A 21,196-nucleotide genomic window follows, 5' to 3' on the forward strand; every position below is an offset into this window, starting at 1 on the left:
TCAGTCCATCAGCAACCGATAGGCCGCCTCCAGCCGGTGAAAGGCCTGGGGATCGCCGCCCAGATCGGGGTGGTGGGCCTTGGCCAAGCGCCGATAGGCCCGCTTGACCATCTGCGGGCTCGCCCCGGCCTCTAGCCCCAGCTCCCGCAGGGCCTCGCCGCGGGGGTCTGGGGCCCAGCTCTGGGAGGAGTTCTGGGCTGAGCTCTGGGAGGTGGTCGGGCCCCGGGAGTGGTTCTCGGTGCGGGTGCCGCGGCGGCGCTGGCCCAGTTGGGCTTGGCGGCGCCCCAACTCCACCACCACCTGGAGCGGCGCTTCAGTGAGCCACTCCGGCGCTCGGGGGCCATAGAGGGCAAAGGCCGCCCGCACGGCCCAGCGGGCCCGACTGTGGGGGCCCCGGAGCGCTTCGGCCAGTGCGGTGCCCAGGCCAGGGGAGCGGCGGTCGAGCTCCTCCTCCAGGCTGAGCGCCGGGTTGACCCAGTGGCGTCGCAGCTCCTCGATTACCCCCCGCAATCCGCCCGGTGGACCGATCCGCAGCGCCTGCCACTGGGGGTGGGCGGCCATCGCCTGACCCCAGCGCTCCAGCTGATCCGGGCTGAGGCCATGGCCATAGGTCTGGCTACCCGTGGGGCTATCGGCGCCAGGCTGGGGGGCCTGCGCCGAAAATTGCTCCAGCCGGCGGCGCAGGGTCTGCACTTCGCGGCGCAGGGCATCATTTTCGGCCAGCAGGGCATCGACGTTGCTGGTGACCGGCGGGCTGCCCGGGGCTGGCCGCCAGCGGCGGGGATCAAAGCCCATCCAGCCCACCCAGGCGGCGGGCGCTGCGCCGCAGCACCTCGGCGCAGTCCGCCCGCATCAACAGGCCCGAGCCACCCCAGAGCAAGCGGGGAGCCAGATCGGCGGGGCCCGCAGCGAGCTCCCGCAGGGGCGCAAAGCCCAGGGCGCGGAAATAGCGCACCAGGCGGGGGTGCTGGGCGTCGCTGTCGCGGATCGCCAGGATCGTGGCCTGGCGGCAGGGGGTGGCTTCCAGGGCCCAGGCAAAGGTGGCCGCCCAGATCAGCGGGCCGATGGCGGCCGAGTCCCCAGCCTGCACTCGCATCGTGTCGAGCCGCAGGCCGCTGGCGCTCGGCAGGGCCCAGCCCTTGAGCTCGCCCAGCAGCAGCAGCCTCTCCCCATCCCGCCGCGCCACCCCTACCCGCAGCCCCCAGGCCAGCCCCGCCGGCCGGCTCACTTGCAGGCGCAGCAACAGGCCCCGCACTCGGGCCTCCTGCTCCAGCTGCTCCAAGCTGGGGTTGGGGCAGGTAGGTGCCTCGGGGGAAGAGCTGGACATCCACAACCGCAAGGGCCAGGGCCAGTCTCAACCGTTGGCGGCCGCGCGATCCGTGGCCTTTAAATCTCTGCCCGCACCCCAGGCGTGCGTAACGGTATTAGCCGGGATGCATTGCGGGCCAGAATGGGGGAATGGTCATGGTTACCCCAGTTCCGCTCGTCACCCGTGAGGCGCTCCAAGCCTTCACGCAGCAGCTGGCGGAGCGGTTTGCCCCGGAGAAAGTAATCCTGTACTCCTTCGGAGAAGCCTTCGGCTACTTGTGCCACGAGTCAAACGTTCACCATGAACACTGACGCAACTACACCAGGGATGGGAGTGTGGCCTCCCGGAGCCGGCCTGCAGGGGCAGGCTCCAAACCACCCCATGCTGCTGCGTTCAAAAGGCGCGGTGGGTGAGCGATGGGGAAAAGGCGGACGTGATCCGTCAGGTGAGTGATGGAAAGATGAGCGCAAGCGAATCGCCGCTGACGCAACCGCTGCGCGGAAGCCCAAGGGCTACGAAAAGGCTTTCAGTCGCTGTCAAAACGGGTGGAGGTAGCCGACACCCGGAACAGTGTGGACGTCACCTGCTTACGGTCCACATGGCAGCCGGTGTACCGCTTCGCGCAAGCCTTCGGCTACAGGCGACATGAGTCCATCACAGGCCTCGGTGTGGAACGTGGGAACCTGCCATGGGGTGTAAAGGGAAAGTCTCAAGTGGCCACAACCACGAGGGCGACTACCAAGACCCATGGCAGGGGCGGAGCAGCTCGTAGTAGTGATGAAGGGGCTGTAATGGCCCTGGAGCGAAGGGGCTGCGTCATTCGGTTCGAACACTCTCCACAACTGCCCCCGGCAGGAGGACGGAGGTGAGTTCGGACAAGTCGCTACCGATCACCAAAGCGATGGTCTGGAAGGCCTATCAGCTTGTGAAGCGGAACGGGAAGGCGGCTGGTGTGGATGGCCAGAGTCTCGATGACTTTGCCCAAGACCTGGAGAATAATCTCTATAAGCTCTGGAACCGGATGGCATCTGGGAGTTACTTCCCGCCAGCGGTTCGGCGTGTGGAGATTCCCAAGTCTGGAGGCGGTTCAAGGCCTCTGGGCATTCCCACGGTGGCTGATCGCGTTGCTCAGATGGTGGTCAAGCAGGTGCTGGAGCCCCAGTTGGAGCCGATCTTTGATCAGGACTCCTATGGCTACAGACCGGGAAAGTCGGCCCACCAGGCCGTGGAGAGCTGCCGTAAGCGCTGTTGGAAGTATGACTGGGTAGTGGATCTCGATATCAAGGGGTTTTTCGACTCGATCGATCATGACCTCCTGATGCGGGCCCTCCGGTTTCATACCTCCGAGCGCTGGGTGCTGCTGTATCTGCGGCGATGGTTGGAGGCACCGGTGGAATTGCCGGATGGGTCTCTCCAGGAACGGACCAGTGGCACGCCCCAGGGTGGTGTCATCAGTCCATTGCTTGCCAATCTGTATCTGCATTATGCGTTTGACTCCTGGATGCGTGGAGTTTTCCGCACATCCCGTTTGAGCGCTATGCAGACGATGTGATCTGCCACTGCCACAGCCTCTCCGAGTGCGAACGGCTCATGGCGGCCTTGCAGGAGCGATTCGCATCCTGCGGGCTCACGCTGCATCCGCAGAAGACCCAGGTGGTCTATTGCAAGGACAGCAGCCGTCGTGGTCAGTTTCCTCGGATTCAGTTCACGTTTCTGGGCTATTGCTTCCGGCCGCGTATGGCCAAGAACCGGCATGGGGAGATCTTTACGAGCTTCCTGCCGGCGGTGAGTCCGCAGGCGCTTAAGCGCATGCGGGACAGGATCCGGCAGATTGATCTGCGTCGACAGACCTATCTGCCGTTGGAGGAGCTTGCCAGACGACTGAATCCGATCCTGCGGGGCTGGATCCAGTACTACGGCAGGTTCTATCCAACGGAGCTGAGGGCCAAGTTGTTCAGCTACCTAAATCAGGAGCTGAGCGCCTGGCTGCGGCAGAAGCACCAACGACTGCGGCGTAAGCATCGCCGCAGCCGTGAGCTCCTGACGCGGATTGGCCAACAGCGCCCTGGCCTGTTTGCCCATTGGCACGGTGAGCGGGCAGTGGCTGGATGACAGGAGCCGTATGACGCGAGAGTGTCACGTACGGATCTGTGGGGGCCTCGGGGGGAAGTTCCCCGGGGCTACCCGGCAAGCTCTCCACCGATCCGTTCTTTGTCGAGAAGGTCACGGGCATCGTCGGCCTGTATCTCAATCCACCCGAGATCGCTGTCGTGCTCTGCGTAGACGAGAAGACGCAGATTCAGGCTCTGGACAGGACGCAGCCGCTGCTGCCCATGGGATTGGGCTACGTGGAAGGTGTGACGCATGACTACATCCGCCACGGCACCACCACCCTGTTTGCAGCCCTGGATGTGGCCACCGGTGCGGTGATCGCCGAGTGCTAGCCGAGGCACCGGCACCAGGAGTTCCTGAGCTTCCTGCGGCGGATCGACAAGGAGGTGCCCAAGGATCTGGAGCTGCACCTGATCGTCGACAACTACTGCACCCACAAGCACGCAAAAGTGAAGGCCTGGCTGGTGCAGCGACCGCGCTTTCACGTCCACTACACACCCACCTATGCCTCCTGGCTTAACCAGGTGGAGCGCTGGTTTGGACTGATAACCCAGAAGGCCATCCGACGTGGCAGTTTCTCCAGCGTTCAAGAGCTGATCAACAAAATTGAGCTGTTCGTGGCGGCCTACGACAAGACCAAGGCGCCGTTCAAGTGGACCGCCACCGCGGACTCAATCCTGGAGAAGCTCCAGAGACTTTGCTCGCAAATCTCCGGGACGGCACACTAGTTCCTATTTCAGATTGTCTGCGACATAAAAGACATTCCCGCGCTGGAGAGCAAGCGAGTCGTATGTCTAAATTTTACCTTAAGAGTTTGCTGAAAAACCCTACCTGCGCAAAAATTGCGCAACCGCCCAGTCCAGATTCGAGGTCACCGGGAGAGCAGCGGCTCCCTGTTCTCCTACGTGGCGATCGAGGCGCGGATCCCGGCCAGTCATCCGCTGCGGTGGATCCGGAAACTGGCGGATCAGGCCCTTGATCGATTGAACCCCACCTTTTTCGCGCTGTATGCCGCAGAAGGCCGGCCATCGGTGCCGCCGGAGCAGCTGTTGCTGGCCTCGCTGCTGCAGGCGTTCTACGGAACCCGCTCCGAGCGGTTGTTGCTAGAGCAGCTCCACTACTACCTGCTGTACCGCTGGTTTGTGGGCCCCCCGGTTTCAGGAAAGATGTCACCCCTTTGATCCATCCATCCGGGGGCTTGAGGACATGACCAATGCGCCGATACAGCGAGGCCGTTAAGGCTGATGTGAGGAGACGGATGCACCCGCCCCACAGGCAGAGCGTGGCCCGGATTTCAGAGGAGCTGGGCATTCACGTGATGACCCTCTACAAATGGAGGAAGGCCTGGCGGTTGCAGGGAGAGGTGGTGCCGGCATCCGAGAAGGAACCAGAGGGCTGGAACGCCGCCGACAAGTTCACGGTGGTGCTGGAAAGCGCCGGGCTCAATGCCACCGAACTCAGCGCCTACTGCCGCGAGCGGGGCCTGTTCCCTGAGCAGGTGAGCCGTTGGCGGCAGGCGGCCCAGGATGCCAACGCCAAGCCGGTGCTGACGATGGCCGAACAGAAGGAGCTCGAGAAGCTCCGCGCCCAGGACCAGCGGGAGATCAAAGCCCTCAGAAAGGAGCTGCAGCGCAAGGAGAAGGCCATGGCGGAGATGGCGGCTTTGCTGGTGCTGCAAAAAAAGTGGGATGCCTTCTGTTCGGAGGAAGAGGAAGGCTGACCAGCGCCGTGCACCGGCGGAAGGTGATCGAGCTGATCGGGGAGGCCAATGCTGCGGGCGCCGGCCTGGTGAGGGCCTGTGGTGTGATCGGCATCTGCCTGCGCACCCTCAAACGCTGGCGGAAGGCCTTCCTGGGTGATGGGGACGGCGTGGATCGCCGTAAAGGCAGTGCTCGGCTGGTGGGTCACCGCCTGAGCGAGGAAGAGCGCCAGCGAATCCTGCTGACGTGCAACCAGCCGGAGTACGCCGCGCTGCCGCCAGGGCAGATCGTGCCGGCACTGTCCGATCAAAAGCTCTTTATTGGTTCAGAGAGCAGCTTCTATCGGGTGCTGCACCAGGCGGGTCAGTGCCACCGCCGGGGGAGGGCCAGGCTGCCTCAAGAACCGCGCTCGGTGCCGCGCCTCAGGGCGGATGGCCCGAACCAGGTTTGGAGCTGGGACATCAGCTTCCTGCCGACCACGGTGCGGGGTGTGTGGCTCTACCTCTACCTGGTGATCGACGTCTGGAGCCGCAAAGTGGTGGCCTGGGATGTGGCCGAGGTGGAGTCGGCTCAGATCGCCGCGGATCTGGTGCAGCGGGCCTGCCTCAAGGAGCGCTACCACCGCCCCAACGGCTTTGGCCGCCGCCAGTGCCAGCAGCAGCCACTAATCCTCCACGCCGACAACGGCAATGCAATGCGCGGGGCGACGCTGGAATCACGGCTCGAGGAGATGGGCGTGCTCAGATCCTTCTCCAGGCCAAGGGTCTCAAACGACAACCCATACTCGGAATCCCTTTTCCGTACGGTCAAATACCGCCCCGACTACCCCAGCCGGCCATTCGCCAACAAAGAGGAGGCCTGTGAATGGGTGGCAGCATTTGTGGATTGGTACAACCACCGGCACCACCACAGCGCGATCAAATTCGTGACGCCCCACCAGCGCCACAGTGGAGCTGCCAAGGCCATTTGCCAGCAGCGCACTGATGTCTACGAGGCCGCCCGCCGTGCCAATCCAACGCGCTGGAGCGGTGCCACCCGCTGCTGGAGTCAACCGGCAGAAGTGTGGATAAACAAGCCAACAGAAGAGCCCGATCCGGTCCTGGCGCTACCCTTAATCAAGGCCGCCTGAATGGCAGCCAAGGAGTGACAACTTTCCTGAAAGTCACCGGGCCTGAGCCCCGACGATCCCATTTGGCACCCCACCACCTTTACCAAGAACCGCGAGCGGCTGCTCAATGACCAGGTCATGGGCAGCTTTCTGGAGAAGCTGATGGGCGCGCCGGAAGTCAAGCCGTTGCTCAGCGATGAGCACTTCTCTTTGGATGGCACCCTGCTGCAGGCCTGGGCGTCGCATGCCTCCCTGGAGCGGACCGATGGTCAGCAGGATCCACCACCGCCGCCATCAGGGCCTGGACAGGGCTTTGGGGCTCCAAAGCCCGGCAAGAAGCGGGCCAAGGGTGACTTCCGCGGCATCAAGCTCTGCAACAAGACCCACCGCTCAAAGACTGACCCAGAAGACTTACTGGCGCGCAAGTCCAACGCCCACCAGGCTCTTCCGAGCTACCGAGTCAGTGAGCGCACCTCTCGGTGCGACGCCATGTGCTCATGGACAACCGCCATGCGCTGATCGTGGACTGCACGATCACGCAAGCGACGGGCACCGGGGAACGGGATGCTGCCCAAGCAATGGCGGCTGATCGTCCCGGTGCCCACCAGAAAACCCTCTGTGCCGATAAGGGGATAAGGGTTATGACACCAAGGGTTTCGTGGCTGAGATGCGATGCATCGGTGTCACGCCGCACGTGGCACAAAACACCAGCCGTCCAGGCGGCTCTGCGATTGATGGCCGCACTACCCGCCATGAGGGCTATGCCAAGTTGATCAATGCCCGCTGGGGCATCGAGAAGGTATTTGCCTGGATCAAACAGTGGGTCGGACTGCGTCAGTTCAAACTGCGCGGCACCGAAAAGGTCGATGCGGTGTTTGGTCTGCACATGATCGACTACAACCTGATCCGCCTTGGCAATCTGCTCCGTCCCGCGGCGCTGGCGGCGGCATGAGCGGCGCATTGCCCAGAGGTGTGGCCAGACGGACGGCCAAAACCCTCAGAAACAGCCCAAAAAGGCCTCATCCAACCGTCTGAGCTGCGCTGAGGGCTGAAATCAGCAAGAAATCAGCTTTTGCCTGGGGAAAACGCGCTTCCCGCAGGGGTTTTCCGCAAACTCTTAAGGCAGTCCTGACAGGGCCGTTATTCGATCAGAGCCTCCCAACCTATTGCCGGATACCAATGAACTTAATGGTAGTTAATTTTGACAGTTTAGTCGGTTGCTTGGCTTCAACAGCGGACGAAGTTTATCGCGCCAGAAGAGATAAAGTCGGACGATTGGATCTAGGGAGAATCGACGGCGATCTTGTTTTCCTACAACCAACAGACCTCGGTCTGTGTTCTCTTCTGGTTTTGATTTCGAGTTAAAATGGAAGTTGTCGAATCCAAGCTGCCGACAACGCTTGGGTAGGCGAGCTAGGAGTCGGAAAATTTCGCTTGATGTGTCGTGGAAAACCAGCACGCTGCCAGGGGCGGCCGTGCGAAAGAGATCGGGTGCCGTCTGGTATCCACGAGTGTGGTCTCCATCAGAAATAATGAAGGTAAAAGCCTCTGACGGAGAACGTTGCAAAAAAATACTTTCATCTTCTACTATCAAGTTCCAATCGGGATTATTTTCTTGCAAGTATGTAATATGAAAAGGCTTCTTTCCATTCCAGTCGAAAAAGTTGTCTACGGAGGTCAAGCGCCCACGACCGTTTTCGCGCAATGCTTCCAAGACGACGGATGTCAGGTAAGCTGAGCCAACGCCAAGTTCCAACACCTCGAGAGGTTTGTGAGCCAACACAAGCCCAGCAATTAAATGGGCATGAGCATAATCAAGAGCTTGTGAGTTCTGCGAAGGAAATTGAGCTAGGGCTGCTGTGAGCCTGGCTCCCACTGGCTGCTTGTCATTATCAGAGTTCATGGATTTAAGAAAATGCAAAGTAGAGGAGGCTGCGTGATTTAAGCGATGGAACTAATTAAATTCAAATTCACTGACCATGGGGATTTGCAAAATATAGACTCTAGGTCAAAACAACCTTCCTGTCAAGGTTTTGTCAATTAGTGCTTCTGGTGTGAGCTTACGGGGGTCACTATCGTCAAGAGGACAAAACGCATGGGGGGCCCTTTTCTGTACTACTCAGGCGCTGGAGATTAGCAGGCCTCGGATGTCTTTTAGTTCTGAGGTGGCCGCCACGCCCCAGCCATCGGGTCCGCAGCGGCGGCGGCCCTTCACCTCCACCAGCAGCAGCCGGCCGGCTTTTTCCAGCACCAGATCCAGCTCGCCCCAGCGGCAGGTCCACTGGCGCGCCAGCAGGCGCCAGCCCCGCTGCTGCAACAGGCGCAGAACCCGCTGCTCAGCCCAGTCCCCCTGGCGGCGCTCAGCGGTGCGGGGCATGGGCAGGCTCCGGGCGAATTGGTGTTGATGTCCTTCAGCTTTCCCACCGGGGCCTGGCGGCAACGGGGATGGGTCAGCCGATTGCAGCTAGAAAATCGGCAACGGTCTGAATCAAGATGCCGCTGGCAAGTTTTGGGGCATTCATCAGGAAGCCAAAATCACGAAGATCGCCTGTGAGCAATACATCCGCCTTACAGCCATAGGCAGCTCTAAAAATGGACCTATCTTTTTCTGCAAGCCGCTCCGGGCAAGGCAGGGATAGGTTTTCAGGCACAATGCAAATTGTAGCAACCAACCGCTTGAACTCAGGCAATACTTCAGGAAATTTGCACTCAAGGTTGCGACGAACTTCCTCCCTGGCATAAGTGCTTGTAGTGAGCTTGAATATGCCCCCATTGCCCAGAGTGATCAAGAATGCAGCCTTACCCCTGGGATTATGAGCAGCGGTGAACAAAACATTGGCGTCGAGGAGGATAAGCATCAAGCCTGTTAATGCGCCCAAGCCTGTTGAAGGCGAGTAAGGATCTGACCTCGCTACTTTGGGGCAATAACATCAGCCCGATCCCAGGCAGCAATCTGATCGTCGCTGTAGGTTTCCACCTCGATTAAGGCAACTGGCTTGATGAGCAGTTTACCCTCGCACTCCTGCACGATCACAGCACCGCCAGGCTCAATGCCTAGATGTCTGCGCATCTCGGCAGGCAGGGTTACCTGGCCGCGGCTGGAATCCATGAGCACTTCCCGCAAACCATCGGGACGCATGGGTGACATACTTCGGAATATCGGTGTTTCAGCTTAGTTCGCCGCTGGGTGGTTCTATCTTGGGGTCGAGGGGCAACTGGTTCCTAGGCTTGCTTCACCTGCCCCGCCGACATGCCCTTGTACTGGCGTTCCTTCGCCAAGCTGGCGCTGGCCCTGCTGCTGAGCCTGGCTGCGAGCTGGTTCATCCCCGCTGCTCCGGCCCTGGCCGCCATGGATGTGGCCAAGCAGGTGCTGATCGGCGCCGACTTCTCCGCCCAGGACCTGCGGGGAGCCACCTTCAACCTCACCAACCTGCGCGATGCCAGCTTCGCTGGCTCCGATCTGCAGGGAGCGAGCCTGTTCGCCGCCAAGCTGCAGGATGCCGACCTGAGCAACACCAACCTGCGCGAGGCCACCCTCGATTCGGCGATCTTCGATGGCACCAACCTCACCAATGCGGTGCTCGAGGATGCCTTTGCCTTCAATACCAAGTTCACCAACGTGGTGATTGAGGGGGCCGACTTCACCAACGTGCCCCTGCGCGGCGATGCCCTCAAAACCCTCTGCGGCTTGGCCACCGGCACCAATCCGGTGACAGGCCGCGATACCCGCGCCAGCCTGGGCTGTGGCTAAACCCCTCTGGATCGATGAGCTTTGACGCCCACAGCCGCGAACGCCTCGAGGCCCTTGGTCGCACCCTGCCCCTACCCCAGCCCCAACCAGCAGCTGGCGCTGGCTCCTCGCCTAGAGCAACGGAGAAGCGCCACCGGGTGGAAGTAGAGGAAAACCCCGAGGCCCTGTTCCGCGAGCTGATGCAGGTGAGCCCCGATGGCAGTGTGCCGCCCCACCTGCTGGATCGCTTGAAGCAGCTCGAAGGGCGCCGGCAGCCAGCCGCCCAGGTTCCCGCCAAGGGTGCCGCCAAGGGTCCTGCCCAGGCTCCCGCCCAGCCATCGCCCGGCCGAGGTGGCCCTCGCAGGGGGCCCGGCATAGACCACGGCGACCTCTATACGGCCTTCCAGCAGCTGCTGCTGGAAGACGAGTCCCTCGAGTGAGAGGGCAGGTTTGGCCGCGTGCTGGGCTAGGGGTGGGGGATGGCTAATCCCCTCAGCGCAGATCCCGGCCTGGCGGCCTTCGGCTCCAGCCTCGCCGCCATCTCCCTGGCGGAGCTGGGGGACAAGACCTTCTTCATGGCGCTGATCCTGGCGGTGCGCCACCGGGCCCGCTGGGTGTTTGTGGGGGCCTTCTCCGCCCTGACAGCCGTCACCCTGATCTCCCTGGCCCTGGGCTACGGCCTGCGGAAATTGCTACCCCAGACCGTGGTGCCCTGGCTGGCGGCCGCCCTGTTTCTGGGCTTCGGCCTCAAGCTGCTGATCGATGCCCAGGCCATGGCGGCGAATGCGGCCAGCGCCGAAGCCGAGCAGGCGGAGGAGGCGATCAACGCGGCCGAAACCAACGGGGTGGGCGTCACCGCCTGGGCGGTGATCTGGGAAGCCTTTGTACTGGTGTTTGTGGCCGAGCTGGGTGACCGCACCCAGTTCGCCACGATTTTCCTGGCCACCGCACCGGCCCAGGTGTTCAGCTTTGCCGGCCTGCTGGCCGGCACCCTGCTGGGCCATGCCCTGGTGACCTGGCTGGCGGTGGGGGCCGGCAAGTGGATTGGCCAGCGGGTTGATGAGCGGCTGCTCTACCGGCTCAGTGGCGGCCTGTTTCTGGTGTTTGGCTTAGCAGCCCTGAAGCAGGCCCTGGGCTGACGGGCCCCGTAAGGTGACCAGCAACCATTCGCCCCAGGGTTTCAGGAGCACCGCGATGACACTCCAATCATGACTATCCGCATCGGCATCAATGGTTTCGGCCGCATCGGCCGGCTGGCCTTCCGCCGGGCGGTCACCCTGGCGGATGTGGAGGTGGTGGGTATCAACGACCTGATTGATCGCGACTACCTCGCCTACATGCTTCGCTACGACTCCAGCCACGGCCGCTTCCAAGGGGATGTGCGGGTGGAGAACGACCAGTTGATGGTCAATGGCCGGCCAATCCGGATCAGTGCCGAAAGGGACCCCAACAACCTCAACTGGGGCGATGTGGGGGCCAACTACGTGCTGGAGAGCACCGGCTTCTTCCTCACCGACGCCTCCGCCCGCGCCCACATCAACGCCGGTGCCAGGCGGGTGGTGATGAGTGCCCCCTCCCAGGACGACACGCCGATGTTTGTGATGGGCGTTAACCACAGCACCTATGCCGGCCAAGACGTGGTTTCCAACGCCAGCTGCACCACCAACTGCCTGGCGCCGATGGCCAAGGTGGTGCACGACAACTTCGGCATCGTCAGTGGCTTGATGACCACGGTGCACGCCACCACTGCCACCCAGAAAACCGTCGATAGCCCTTCGGTGAAGGACTGGCGCGGCGGCCGCGGCGCAGCCCAGAACATCATCCCCAGTTCCACCGGTGCGGCCAGGGCCGTGGGCCGGGTTATTCCCGAGCTCAACGGCAAGCTCACCGGCATGGCCTTCCGGGTGCCCACGCCGGATGTATCGGTGGTGGACCTGACCGTGAACCTGGCCACTGCGGCCAGCTATGACCAGATCAAGGCCGCCATGAAGGCCGCCTCCGTGGGGGCCATGGCCGGCATCCTGGGCTACACCGAAGACCAGCTGGTGAGCACTGATTTCGTTGGCGAAAGCTGCACCTCCGTATTTGATGCCCATGCGGGTATCGCCCTGAGCGACACCTTCGTGAAGCTGGTGGCCTGGTATGACAACGAGTGGGCCTACAGCTGCAAGTGTCTCGACCTGATGCGCCACATGGAGACCACCGTCTGAGACGGATGGAGACCCGCGAGTGAGACAGGCCGGGCACTGGAGAAGGGCCAACCCCTTCCCTGCCCATGGCCTGCAGCGCCCTGATCTCCCTGCTCGACACCCAGCACAGCCGCCAGGGCAACTGGTGGCTCCCCGATGGGGGCTTCCCCCAGCACCTGGCCAGCTTGCTGGGCTCACCGCTGCGGGCCAGCGGCCGGCCGCCCAGGAGCTGGCACGACCTCCAGGCAGTGTTCGAGCCCCTGGGGCCCCTGGCCAGCCCCGATGCCCCTGCCGCCAGCTATCGCTACCTGCTCTGCCTAGACCGGCGCGGCAGCCGCATCTCCTGCTGGCGGCGCTATCCGGAAGGGCTGGGCTGGCAGCGGCGCTGCGGGCCCATGCCCCTGGCCCAGTTCATCCGCCGCTTCCAGCAGCCCGCCGCCGCTCGCCGTGCATCCAGCTGATCCAATCGGCGGAAATCTGCTTGGGGCACACCGCCTCACACTCAAGCTGGCTGCTGCAGCTGCCGAAGCCTTCGCGCCCCATCTGCTGCTGCATCGCTTCTGCCCTGGCGGCCCGCTCGGGCTGGCCCTGGGGCAGCTGGGCCAGATGGGCGAGTTTGGCGGCCACAAACAAACTGGCCGAGGCGTTGCGGCAACTGGCCACGCAGGCGCCGCAGCCGATGCAGGTGGCGGTCTCAAAGGCTGAAGCCGCCTGGTCGCGGCCGACCAAAATGGCATTGGCATCCGGGGCATTGCCGGTGTTCACCGAGCAGAAGCCCCCCGCTTCGATCAGGCGATCAAGGGCACTGCGATCCACGACCAGATCCTGAATCGGGGGAAAGGCTTTCGCCTGCCAGGGCGCGAGCACCAGGGTGTCGCCATCGTTGAAGCGGCGCAGATACAGCTGGCACACCGTGGTGGCTGCCTGGGGGCCGTGGGCCTGACCGTTGACCAGAAAGCCACAGCTGCCGCATATCCCTTCGCGGCAATCGTGCTCAAAGCCCACCGGCCTCTCCCCGGCGCTGATCAGCTGTTCATTGAGCAGATCCAGCGCCTCGAGCAGGGAGAGATCGGCTGAAACCCGCTCCAGCCGGTAGCTTGCGTAGGCACCGGGCGATTCGGGGCTGCGCTGGCGCCAGATCCGCAGGGTCAGGGAAATCAGACCACTCATTGGTAGTTGCGGGTGCTCGGCTGGAGCAGGCTGAAGCTCAGGGGTTCTTGGTGCCGGATCGGAGCAGCGCCCGGCCGGTGTTCCCAGGCTGCGATGTGGGCGAAGTGTTGATCGTCGCGGACGGCCTCGCCCCCGGAGCTCTGGTGCTCCTCGCGGAAATGGGCCCCGCAGGATTCCTCCCGGGCCAGGGCATCGCGCAGCATCAGCTGGGCCAGGCCGAAGAAATCACTGAGCCTCAGGGCCTTCTCCAGTTCCCCATTGGGCTCATGGGCGCCGCCTGGCACCCGCAGGTCGCGCTGGAACTGGGCTTCCAGCTCGGCCACCGCTGCCAGGCCGGCCTGCAGGCCGGCGGCACTGCGAATGATGCCGCAGTGCTCCAGCATCAGCTGGCCCAGTGCCCGATGGAAGCTGTCCACCGGCCTGGTGCCAGCCACCGCCAGCAGGGCCTCGATCCGCCCTTGGGCCCGCTGGCCCGCTTCCAGGCAGGCCTCCCGGACAGCGGGATCATCTGGGCCAATCGCCGTGGCCCCCTGCTCGGCGAGCCAGGCTGTCACGGTGGCTGGAGCAATGAAGTAGCCATCAGCCAGGCCCTGCATCAGGGCACTGGCACCGAGCCGGTTGGCCCCATGCTCGGAGAAGTTGGCCTCACCGAGCACAAACAGGCCCGGGATCGAACTCATCAGGTGATAGTCCACCCACAGACCGCCCATGGTGTAATGCGGCGCGGGGTAGATGCGCATCGGTGCGGCCATCGGATCTACCCCGGTAATCCGCTGATACATCTCAAACAAATTGCCGTAGCGGGTTTCAATGATTTCGGAGCCCTGGCTGGCAATGGCGTCATGGAAATCGAGATAGACCGAGCGGCCGCCCTGCCCCACCCCATGGCCTCCATCGCAGAGCTCCCGGGCCCGTCTGGAGGCCACATCCCTAGGCACCATGTTGCCGTAGCTGGGATATTGGCGCTCGAGGAAATAATCGCGCTCGGCTTCCGGAATCTGATCCGGCGGGCGGCGGTCGCCAGCTTTGAGCGGTAACCAGACCCGGCCGTCGTTGCGCAGGCTCTCGCTCATCAAGGTGAGCTTGCTCTGGTAGGCATCGCCGCTGGGAATGCAGGTGGGATGGATCTGGGTGAAACAGGGGTTGGCAAACAACGCCCCCTCCAGGTGGGCTCGCCAGATCGCACTCGCATTCGATTTGAGGGCGTTGGTGGAGAGGTAGTAGACGTTGGTGTAGCCCCCACTGGCCAGCACCACGGCATTGGCGGTGTAGGTCTCGAGCTCGCCGCTGAGCAGGTTGCGGCACACCACCCCGCGGGCCACCCCATCCAGGGTGACCAGCTCCAACATCTCGCGCCGGGTGAGCAACTCGACCCGCCCCGCCGCCACCTGGCGCATCAGGGCCTGGTAGGCGCCATAGAGCAGCTGCTGGCCGGTCTGGCCGCGGGCGTAGAAGGTGCGGCTCACCTGGGAGCCGCCGAAATTGCGGTTGGCCAGGGTGCCGCCATATTCCCGGGCAAAGGGCACCCCCTGGGCGACGCACTGGTCGATGATCGCGCCACTGATTTCGGCCAGGCGGTAACAACCGGCCTCCCGGGCCCGAAAGTCTCCCCCCTTGAGCGTGTCGGCAAACAGGCGCTCGACGCTGTCACCGTCGTTGGCGTAGTTCTTGGCGGCATTGATACCCCCCTGGGCGGCCACCGAATGGGCCCGCCGCGGGCTGTCGTGGAAGGTGACCAGCTGCACCTGGTAGCCCTGCTCCGCCAGGCTGGCCGCCGCGGCCGATCCGGCCAGCCCGCTGCCCACCACCACGATCCGCAATTGGCGCTTGCGCAGCGGGCTGATCAGGGGCAACCCGTCTCTAGTGCGGCGCCAGGCCGTGGCCAGGGGCCCGGTGGGCAGGCGCGGATCGGGCAGGCAGCTCATGCCAGCCACCCCACAGCCCGCCCGTTCAGCAGCAGCGCCACCAGCAGAAAGCCGCTGCCCAGCAGCAGTGCCACCGCCCGCCCAGCCGTGCGGATGGCCCCGCCATTGGCTCGATTCAGCAGGCCCAGGCTGCGATGGGCAGCCTCCGCTCCATGCAGCAGGTGCAGGCCCGCCGCCAGGCCTGCTGCCCCATAGAGCAGGGCCCACCAAGGCTGGCCCAGCACTTCTAGCAGTCGGGCCAGCTCCAGCCCAGCCGGGGGCCGGGGCCAGCGCAACTGCGCCAGGTGCACCGCCAGGAACAGCAGCAGGATTGCGGCGCTGAGGGGCAGGCTGCGGGCCGCCCAGGCCCCCCAGCGATCGGCCCGCCGCGAGACCAACGCCGATCGATTGCCCGCCTGGCGATTGGCCACCAGCTTCCAGGCGGTCAGCCCCAGGTGACCCACCAGGGTCGCACCGAGCAGCCCTTCAGCCGGAAGCAACCAGGGGCTTTGGTGCAGGGCGGTGGCATAGGCTTCAAACGCCGGCGGTTGCAGCAGGACCAGGCTTACCCCGGCCAGGTGCAGCAGTAGAAATAACACCAGCAGCGAGCCTGATCCGGCGATCCAAGCTGCAACGGCGGACGGGGGCACTGCGGATCAAGCCATCAGGCTGGGGCCAGAAGGCCAGTATCGCCCTTGGCATCTGCCGGCCGCGAGAGGCTGGTACGCGTGAACTAAAATAATCGCCTTTGCGGCGTTCCCTTGGCCCCCGGCAGCCCAGCCGCCAGCTTCACCGCCCAGCTGATCCGCTGTCCGGCCAGCACCGTCTTGCTGCGGGTGAGTGGTGAGTCGATGCAGGGGGCCGGCATCAGCCACGGCGACCTGCTGATCGTGGATCGGGGCCTGGAGGCCCGGGCGGGCCAGGTGGTGGTGGCCTGGCTTGAGGGAGGCTTCACCCTCAAGCGCCTGGTGCGGCACCGGGGCCGGTGGCGCCTGGAGGCCGCCCATCCCGCCTATCCGCCCCTGGAGCTGGCCCCCTCTGGCCGCCCGCATATCTGGGGGGTGGCCCTGCATGTGATCCGCACCCATGGGGCGTGACGCGATCGTGCTGATCGACGGCAACAATTTCTACGCCTCCTGCGAGGCGTTGCTGGATCCGGCCGTGCTCGGCCGGCCCCTGGTGGTGCTCTCCAACAACGACGGCTGCGTCGTGTCGCGCAGCGCCGAAGCCCGGGCCCTGGGGATTCGCATGGGCCAGCCCTACTTCCAGGTGCGGCGGGAACTGGAACGCCAGGGCGTGGTGGTGCGCAGCTCCAATTACGCCCTCTATGCCGACCTGAGCCAGCGGCTGATGGCCGTGCTGGAGGAGTGGGTGGAGGTGCTGGAGATCTATTCAATCGATGAGGCCTTCGGCCGCCTGAAGCGGCCGGCGGGCAATGCTGACCTGGGCGACTGGGGCCGGCAGCTGCGCCTCGACGTGCAACGCCGGCTGGGGCTGCCGGTGGCGGTGGGCATCGCCCCCACCAAGGTGCTGGCCAAGCTGGCCAACAAAATCGCCAAAACCAGCCCAGCGGAAGGGGGCGTCTTCGACTTCAGCAGCAGCGCCGATCCAGATCGCCAGCTCGAAGCGATCGCCATCGAAGACGTCTGGGGCATCGGCCGCCAGCTCTCCCGCTGGTGCCGGCTGCGGGGCATCAGCCATGCCCGCGCCCTGCGCGACATGCCCAGCGGCGAACTGCGGCGCCGCTGCGGCGTTGTGGGTGTGCGCCTGCAGCAGGAGTTGCGCGGCCACGCCTGTTTGCCCCTGGAGCTGGTGCCGCCCGCCAAGCGGGAAACCTGCGTGAGCCGCAGCTTCAGCCAGCCGATCACCAGCCAGGCCCAGCTAAAGGAGGCGATCGCCACCTACCTGAGCCGGGCGGCGGAGAAGTTACGACGCCAGCGGCAACGGACTGGGGCCGTCACGGTGTTCGTGCGCAGCAGCCCCTTCAACGGCACCAGTCTCTACAGCAACGGCGCCACCGTGATCCTGCCGGTTGCCAGCAACGACACGACCGTGCTGCTGCAGGCGGCCCTGCCCTTGGTGCAGCAGCTGTTCCGGCCCCATAAACCGCTGCAGAAAGCCGGCGTGCTGATGCAGGAGCTGCAGGATGAAGCGACCCTGCAACACCACCTGCTGGTGCCGTTGCCGCCAGAGCAGCAGCGGCGGCGCGCGGCCCTGATGGCCACCATCGACCGCCTCAATCGGCATTACGGCAGCGGCACGATCCAATGGGCCGCTGCCGGCCTGCACACCCCCTGGCAAATGCGGCGTTCCCAGCTGTCGGGGGCCGCCACCACGCGGCTGGAGGCCATCCCGGTGGTCCATGCCTGAGCGACCTGCAGGGTGAAAAGTCCAAAATGGGGGCTCAGGCGAGCTCATGCAGCGCCGCCTCGATCATGACGGCAGTCACCGTAATGGTTTCCAGTTCGTCGGCATTGTCGAGATAGGCCTCAAAGGAGGCGTAACGCCGCATGCAGGGCTGGGCTTGGGCGTCAGCACAGGCAGCGGCCCAGCTGCCCTCCTCCGGCTTAACGGAGAGATAGGCGGTGAGGGCTTCATCGAGATCGCTGCCATCGCCGATGGCTTCGCCGTGCCAGAACACTTCGAAAAACCCCATGGCCCCAGGCGTCAGCAGAGCAGCAAGGCCAGCGTATCGGGGCTGGCCAGGGGCCCCAGGGGCTCTCAAGGGGGGAGTAGGAACGGGAGAGGCGTGGATGTGCCATGGGATCTAAAGCCCAACCCGCAGGTAAGACCTGGTGGGAGCAGCAGCGCACCGGACTGTCGCGATTGATAGCGGTGCTGGCCTTTCTGGTGGTGGCACTGACCGAGAGCCGCTGGGAGCTCCATCAGGAGCCCGTTGCCATATTTTTCTTCAGCCTCGGTCTGGCCCTGGCTGCCGTCGGAGCCGCAGGCAGGATCTGGTGCTCCTTCTTCATCTCGGGCCGCAAGGACGGTCAGCTGGTGAGCGAAGGCCCATACTCGATCAGCCGCAATCCCCTCTACGTGTTCAGCTGCATCGGCCTGCTGGGGGTGGGACTCACCACCGAAACGCTCACCTACCCGCTGCTGTTTCTGGCGATTTTCGGGCTCTATTACCCGGGGATCATGGGCAGGGAAGAGCGTCGGCTCGAGGAGCTGTTTGGTGAGGCCTACCGGCAATACCGGCAAAGGGTGCCGCGGTTCTGGCCGCGGCTGGAGCTCTACAGCGAGCCGACCAGCTGGAGCAGCAATCCACGCCTATTTAGGCGCCATATCATGAGCGACATCTGGTTTATCTGGATTGCAGCGATCATTGAGCTGATGGAGGGTTTCCGCAGTGCGGGCATGCTGCCCCACCTGCTGGAGCTCTGGTGAGCTCACCACCAGCCACCCCCAAAAGGCCCGCCGAAACCATCACCGAAGCCGTCATCAAAGCCCGGTTCCACGTTCCAGGTGGGCTCGGGGCCACCTGCCTTGGGGGGCTTGGGTGGCCCGGCCAGGGTTTCCTCGCTGATGCCTGGAATCGGCACTGAGGCGCAGGAACACTGACACAGGCCATCGGGACCGATCAGCCCCAGGCTCGGCTGGGCGCAACTGCAGGGGCAGGTCTGGGCCTGAAGCTGGGTCTGGCTCTGGGCGAGGGCCGGTTGGGGGAGCGGCAACAGGCAACCCACCAGGCTCAGCAAGCTGAACCAGGAGAGGCTGCCCCAGGAGAAAGTGGCGAGGCGGGACGGCAGCGGAGGCACGGACATCAGGGCAAAGCTGGGGGGAAGGGGATTGAGTAGGGGAACGACATGTTGGGCAGAACGCCGGATTAGGCCGCCGGCTGGGCCAGCACCTCCCCGTAGGCGGCCCGGCGCTGGAAATCAAGGTGCTCCAGGTGTTTGCGCTCGTTGTAATAGAGCTCCTGGAAGCGCAGGGCATCGCCATTGAGCTCGGCGAAGAGGGCCTCGATTCGCACTTCCATGTCGCTGATCGGCGCCAAACCTGAGGCGGCCGCCTGGGCCTCCTGCCGTTCCTCCTCCAGCAGGCGGGAGATGCAGCGCTCGAGGGTTTCGAGCCGCTGGCTGCTCCAGGCATCGAGCAGATGGCGACACCGCTTGAGGCTCTTCTGCCGTTCCAGGGCAGCAGCGGCGCCGCGCAGTTGCAGCAGGGGCTGGCCCAGGGCCATGCGCTGCAGTTCATTGGGCTCCAGCAGCGGGGTCAGCCGACCAAGCAGGGCGCTCTGCTCCACCACCAGCTGATCGGCCAACAGCCGGGGCAGGTCCAGATCCCCCAGGTCGAGGCCGGGATCCTTGCCCCGGTTGATCGCCTCGAGGCGGCCGGCGCCGAGGTTGTCCTCCTCCAGGGAGCTGATCGCAGCCCAGAGCAGGCGGTGGGGTTGGAGGGCAAAGTCGTCGAGTTCCCGCTGGCGCAGTTCCACCCGGATGGCGGAGCGGTGACTGGGGCAATGCAGATAGAGCCGCAACAACTCGGCTTCGGCCCGTTCCCGCAGGCCCGCCTCGCCGGGTTGCTCCCATTTCTGGGAGCGGCCGTGCCAGCGCTGGCCCTTCACCTGCTGGCGCAGGTCGTCCTCCAGCTGGATCGCCAGGCGGGCCTGGCCGCCACTGAGCCGCTCGGCCACCCGCTGCAGGTAGTGGCTGCGCACGGCGCTCTGGGGCAACTTGCCCAGCAGGGCCACCAGGGCCGACACCGCCTGCTGGAACTGGTCAGGGCGAGCCAGGTCGCGGCCCTCCAGCACCTGCTCGATCTGCCAGTCGAGCCAGAGGGGAGCCTGATCCAGCAGGGCGCGGTAGTCGCCGGCCCCCTGGGTTTTGAGGAATTCGTCGGGGTCCTTGCCGGCCGGCAGGTGCAGCACCCGCAGCTCCAGCTGGCCCTGCAGGGCCAGCTGCTCCACCTCGCCGATGGCCCGCTGGGCGGCCCGCACGCCGGCGCCATCGCTGTCGAAATTGAGGATCAGGCGGCGGCTCTCACAGCAGCGGCAGAGCTGGGTGATCTGCTGGCTGCTCAGGGCCGTGCCCAGGGCTGCCACCGCGTTGGTGATGCCGGCGGCATGGAGGGCAATCACATCGAAGTAGCCCTCTACCACCACCGCCCGGTCGTCCTTGCGGATGGCGGTGCTGGCTTTATCAAGGCCAAAGAGGTGCTTGCCCTTCTCGAACAGCTCCGTTTCGGGGGAGTTGAGGTATTTGGGCTCGCCGCCATCGAGGCTGCGGCCACCGAAACCGATCACCCGCCCCTGGCGGTCCTTGATCGGCACCATCACCCGATGGCGGAAGCGGTCGTAGAAACCATCCCCCCCCTTGCGGGGCACCACCAGCCCGGCGGCTTCCAGCAGCTCCGGGCCCAGCCCCTCCACCTGCTGCAGGTGGCCCAGCAGGCCATCCCACTGCTCGGGGGCGTAGCCGAGCTCAAAGGCCTCCAGGGTGGCTTCACTCAGGCCCCGGCCATCGCGCAGGTAGGCCAGGGCAGCGGCGCCAGCGGGGCTGCGCAGCTGGCTGCGAAACCAGCCGGCCGCCAGGGTGAGCACCTTGTGGAGCTGCTCGCGGCGGGAGAGCTGCTTGCGCAGGCGCTCCTGCTGGGGCCCATCGAGGGTTTCGATCGGCAGCTGGTACTTGCGCGCCAGCTCCAGCACCACATCGCTGAAACTCTGGCGCTGGTGTTCCATCAGGAACTTGATCGCATTGCCACCGGCCCCGCAGGAGAAGCAGTAGTAGAACTGCTTGGCGGGGGAAACCGTCATCGACGGCGATTTGTCGTCGTGAAAGGGACAGATGCCGACGTATTCCCTGCCCTTCTTCTTGAGCACCACGTGCTCGCCGACCACATCGACGATGTCGGCCCGTTCCTTGACGGCCTCAATCGTGCGGGGGTGGAGACGGGGAAGGCTCAAGCAGCAAAGGGGGAGCGATGGGATCTGATGCAGGGCCCGATTCTGACCGGAGCCGGCAAGCCG

Annotated in this window: 22 protein-coding genes and 4 pseudogenes; 14 read left to right on the forward strand and 12 right to left on the reverse strand. The window is 64.4% G+C overall.

All coding sequences use genetic code 11. The annotated features are described in order from the left end of the window. On the reverse strand, positions 1 to 795 hold the full coding sequence (locus H8F27_RS13065; protein ID WP_197148587.1) for a DnaJ domain-containing protein: 795 nt from the start codon (positions 793 to 795) through the stop codon (positions 1 to 3). Beyond that, complete coding sequence (locus H8F27_RS13070; protein ID WP_197148595.1) at positions 785 to 1,327, reverse strand: hypothetical protein; 543 nt, start codon at positions 1,325 to 1,327, stop codon at positions 785 to 787. The genes H8F27_RS13065 and H8F27_RS13070 overlap by 11 nt, the downstream gene beginning before the upstream one ends. A gap of 847 nt (positions 1,328 to 2,174) precedes the next feature. Here H8F27_RS13070 and ltrA point away from each other — a divergent pair. The 6 genes and pseudogenes from ltrA to H8F27_RS13095 form a co-directional block, all read left to right on the forward strand. Further along, complete coding sequence (gene ltrA, locus H8F27_RS17690) at positions 2,175 to 2,861, forward strand: group II intron reverse transcriptase/maturase (RefSeq protein ID WP_255517699.1); 687 nt, start codon at positions 2,175 to 2,177, stop codon at positions 2,859 to 2,861. Beyond that, positions 2,858 to 3,421 (forward strand): group II intron maturase-specific domain-containing protein, encoded by a 564-nt coding sequence (locus H8F27_RS18055; RefSeq protein ID WP_255517700.1) that lies wholly within the window; start codon positions 2,858 to 2,860, stop codon positions 3,419 to 3,421. The genes ltrA and H8F27_RS18055 overlap by 4 nt, the downstream gene beginning before the upstream one ends. Before the next feature lie 77 nt (positions 3,422 to 3,498). Continuing rightward, a pseudogene (locus H8F27_RS13080) lies at positions 3,499 to 4,149 on the forward strand (IS630 family transposase); the annotation flags it as partial. Between the two features lie 135 nt (positions 4,150 to 4,284). Then, positions 4,285 to 4,569, forward strand: a pseudogene (locus H8F27_RS13085) (transposase); the annotation flags it as partial. A gap of 65 nt (positions 4,570 to 4,634) precedes the next feature. After that, positions 4,635 to 6,250, forward strand: a pseudogene (locus tag H8F27_RS13090) (IS3 family transposase). 39 nt (positions 6,251 to 6,289) lie between these two features. Further along, positions 6,290 to 7,181: pseudogene (locus H8F27_RS13095) on the forward strand (transposase); the annotation flags it as partial. Positions 7,182 to 7,424: 243 nt separating this feature from the next. Here the strand turns inward: H8F27_RS13095 and H8F27_RS13100 are convergent. From H8F27_RS13100 to H8F27_RS13115, 4 genes are all read right to left on the reverse strand, one after another. Beyond that, positions 7,425 to 8,132 carry a class I SAM-dependent methyltransferase gene (locus H8F27_RS13100; RefSeq protein ID WP_197148596.1) on the reverse strand — a complete coding sequence of 236 codons (708 nt, stop codon included), beginning with the start codon at positions 8,130 to 8,132 and terminating at the stop codon, positions 7,425 to 7,427. 216 nt (positions 8,133 to 8,348) lie between these two features. Further along, complete coding sequence (locus H8F27_RS13105) at positions 8,349 to 8,606, reverse strand: YraN family protein (protein WP_197148597.1); 258 nt, start codon at positions 8,604 to 8,606, stop codon at positions 8,349 to 8,351. A 73-nt stretch (positions 8,607 to 8,679) separates the two neighbouring features. Then, on the reverse strand, positions 8,680 to 9,087 hold the full coding sequence (locus H8F27_RS13110) for a hypothetical protein (protein ID WP_197148599.1): 408 nt from the start codon (positions 9,085 to 9,087) through the stop codon (positions 8,680 to 8,682). 53 nt (positions 9,088 to 9,140) lie between these two features. Next, on the reverse strand, positions 9,141 to 9,368 hold the full coding sequence (locus H8F27_RS13115) for an AbrB/MazE/SpoVT family DNA-binding domain-containing protein (RefSeq protein WP_197148600.1): 228 nt from the start codon (positions 9,366 to 9,368) through the stop codon (positions 9,141 to 9,143). A 111-nt stretch (positions 9,369 to 9,479) separates the two neighbouring features. Here H8F27_RS13115 and H8F27_RS13120 point away from each other — a divergent pair, with 111 nt between their 5' ends. From H8F27_RS13120 to H8F27_RS13140, 5 genes are all read left to right on the forward strand, one after another. After that, a complete protein-coding gene (locus H8F27_RS13120; protein WP_197148601.1) occupies positions 9,480 to 9,980 on the forward strand; it encodes a pentapeptide repeat-containing protein in 501 nt (166 codons plus the stop codon). 14 nt (positions 9,981 to 9,994) lie between these two features. Further along, entirely contained in the window at positions 9,995 to 10,399 is a 405-nt protein-coding gene (locus tag H8F27_RS13125; RefSeq protein WP_197148602.1) for a hypothetical protein, read from the forward strand. A gap of 39 nt (positions 10,400 to 10,438) precedes the next feature. After that, positions 10,439 to 11,098 carry a TMEM165/GDT1 family protein gene (locus tag H8F27_RS13130; RefSeq protein WP_197148603.1) on the forward strand — a complete coding sequence of 220 codons (660 nt, stop codon included), beginning with the start codon at positions 10,439 to 10,441 and terminating at the stop codon, positions 11,096 to 11,098. A gap of 69 nt (positions 11,099 to 11,167) precedes the next feature. Beyond that, on the forward strand, positions 11,168 to 12,169 hold the full coding sequence (gene gap / locus H8F27_RS13135; protein ID WP_197148610.1) for a type I glyceraldehyde-3-phosphate dehydrogenase: 1,002 nt from the start codon (positions 11,168 to 11,170) through the stop codon (positions 12,167 to 12,169). Positions 12,170 to 12,234: 65 nt separating this feature from the next. After that, on the forward strand, positions 12,235 to 12,609 hold the full coding sequence (locus H8F27_RS13140; protein ID WP_197148611.1) for a hypothetical protein: 375 nt from the start codon (positions 12,235 to 12,237) through the stop codon (positions 12,607 to 12,609). On the opposite strand, the gene H8F27_RS13145 is transcribed toward H8F27_RS13140, so the two are convergent. Genes H8F27_RS13145 through H8F27_RS13155 form a run of 3 tightly spaced genes read right to left on the reverse strand, consistent with a single transcriptional unit; the run spans position 12,560 to position 15,821 of the window. Next, complete coding sequence (locus tag H8F27_RS13145) at positions 12,560 to 13,318, reverse strand: succinate dehydrogenase/fumarate reductase iron-sulfur subunit (RefSeq protein WP_197148613.1); 759 nt, start codon at positions 13,316 to 13,318, stop codon at positions 12,560 to 12,562. The genes H8F27_RS13140 and H8F27_RS13145 overlap by 50 nt on opposite strands. Continuing rightward, positions 13,315 to 15,243 carry a fumarate reductase/succinate dehydrogenase flavoprotein subunit gene (locus H8F27_RS13150; protein ID WP_197148615.1) on the reverse strand — a complete coding sequence of 643 codons (1,929 nt, stop codon included), beginning with the start codon at positions 15,241 to 15,243 and terminating at the stop codon, positions 13,315 to 13,317. Before H8F27_RS13150 ends, H8F27_RS13145 begins: the two co-directional genes overlap by 4 nt. Continuing rightward, positions 15,240 to 15,821, reverse strand: a complete 582-nt coding sequence (locus tag H8F27_RS13155) for a succinate dehydrogenase cytochrome b subunit (RefSeq protein WP_231596274.1) — start codon at positions 15,819 to 15,821, stop codon at positions 15,240 to 15,242. The genes H8F27_RS13150 and H8F27_RS13155 overlap by 4 nt, the downstream gene beginning before the upstream one ends. A 162-nt stretch (positions 15,822 to 15,983) precedes the next feature. On the opposite strand from H8F27_RS13155, the gene H8F27_RS13160 reads away from it, so the two are divergent. Continuing rightward, on the forward strand, positions 15,984 to 16,319 hold the full coding sequence (locus H8F27_RS13160; protein WP_197148618.1) for a LexA family transcriptional regulator: 336 nt from the start codon (positions 15,984 to 15,986) through the stop codon (positions 16,317 to 16,319). Next, positions 16,309 to 17,592, forward strand: a complete 1,284-nt coding sequence (locus H8F27_RS13165; protein ID WP_197148620.1) for a Y-family DNA polymerase — start codon at positions 16,309 to 16,311, stop codon at positions 17,590 to 17,592. Before H8F27_RS13160 ends, H8F27_RS13165 begins: the two co-directional genes overlap by 11 nt. A gap of 34 nt (positions 17,593 to 17,626) precedes the next feature. Here H8F27_RS13165 and H8F27_RS13170 read toward each other — a convergent pair whose 3' ends face one another. Next, positions 17,627 to 17,878, reverse strand: coding sequence for a hypothetical protein (locus H8F27_RS13170; RefSeq protein WP_197148622.1), 252 nt, complete (start codon positions 17,876 to 17,878; stop codon positions 17,627 to 17,629). A 104-nt stretch (positions 17,879 to 17,982) separates the two neighbouring features. Between H8F27_RS13170 and H8F27_RS13175 the strand changes: the two genes are divergently transcribed. Continuing rightward, positions 17,983 to 18,615, forward strand: coding sequence for an isoprenylcysteine carboxylmethyltransferase family protein (locus H8F27_RS13175; protein ID WP_197148624.1), 633 nt, complete (start codon positions 17,983 to 17,985; stop codon positions 18,613 to 18,615). Positions 18,616 to 18,617: 2 nt separating this feature from the next. Here the strand turns inward: H8F27_RS13175 and H8F27_RS13180 are convergent, their stop codons facing one another. Further along, the gene (locus H8F27_RS13180; protein ID WP_197148625.1) at positions 18,618 to 18,992 is read right to left on the reverse strand and encodes a hypothetical protein; all 375 of its coding nucleotides are present in this window, start codon (positions 18,990 to 18,992) and stop codon (positions 18,618 to 18,620) included. A gap of 62 nt (positions 18,993 to 19,054) precedes the next feature. Beyond that, complete coding sequence (dnaG, locus tag H8F27_RS13185) at positions 19,055 to 21,133, reverse strand: DNA primase (RefSeq protein ID WP_197148627.1); 2,079 nt, start codon at positions 21,131 to 21,133, stop codon at positions 19,055 to 19,057. Positions 21,134 to 21,196 lie beyond the last annotated feature (63 nt).

This window comes from Synechococcus sp. CBW1108 (assembly GCF_015840335.1).
GTDB lineage: Bacteria > Cyanobacteriota > Cyanobacteriia > PCC-6307 > Cyanobiaceae > Cyanobium_A.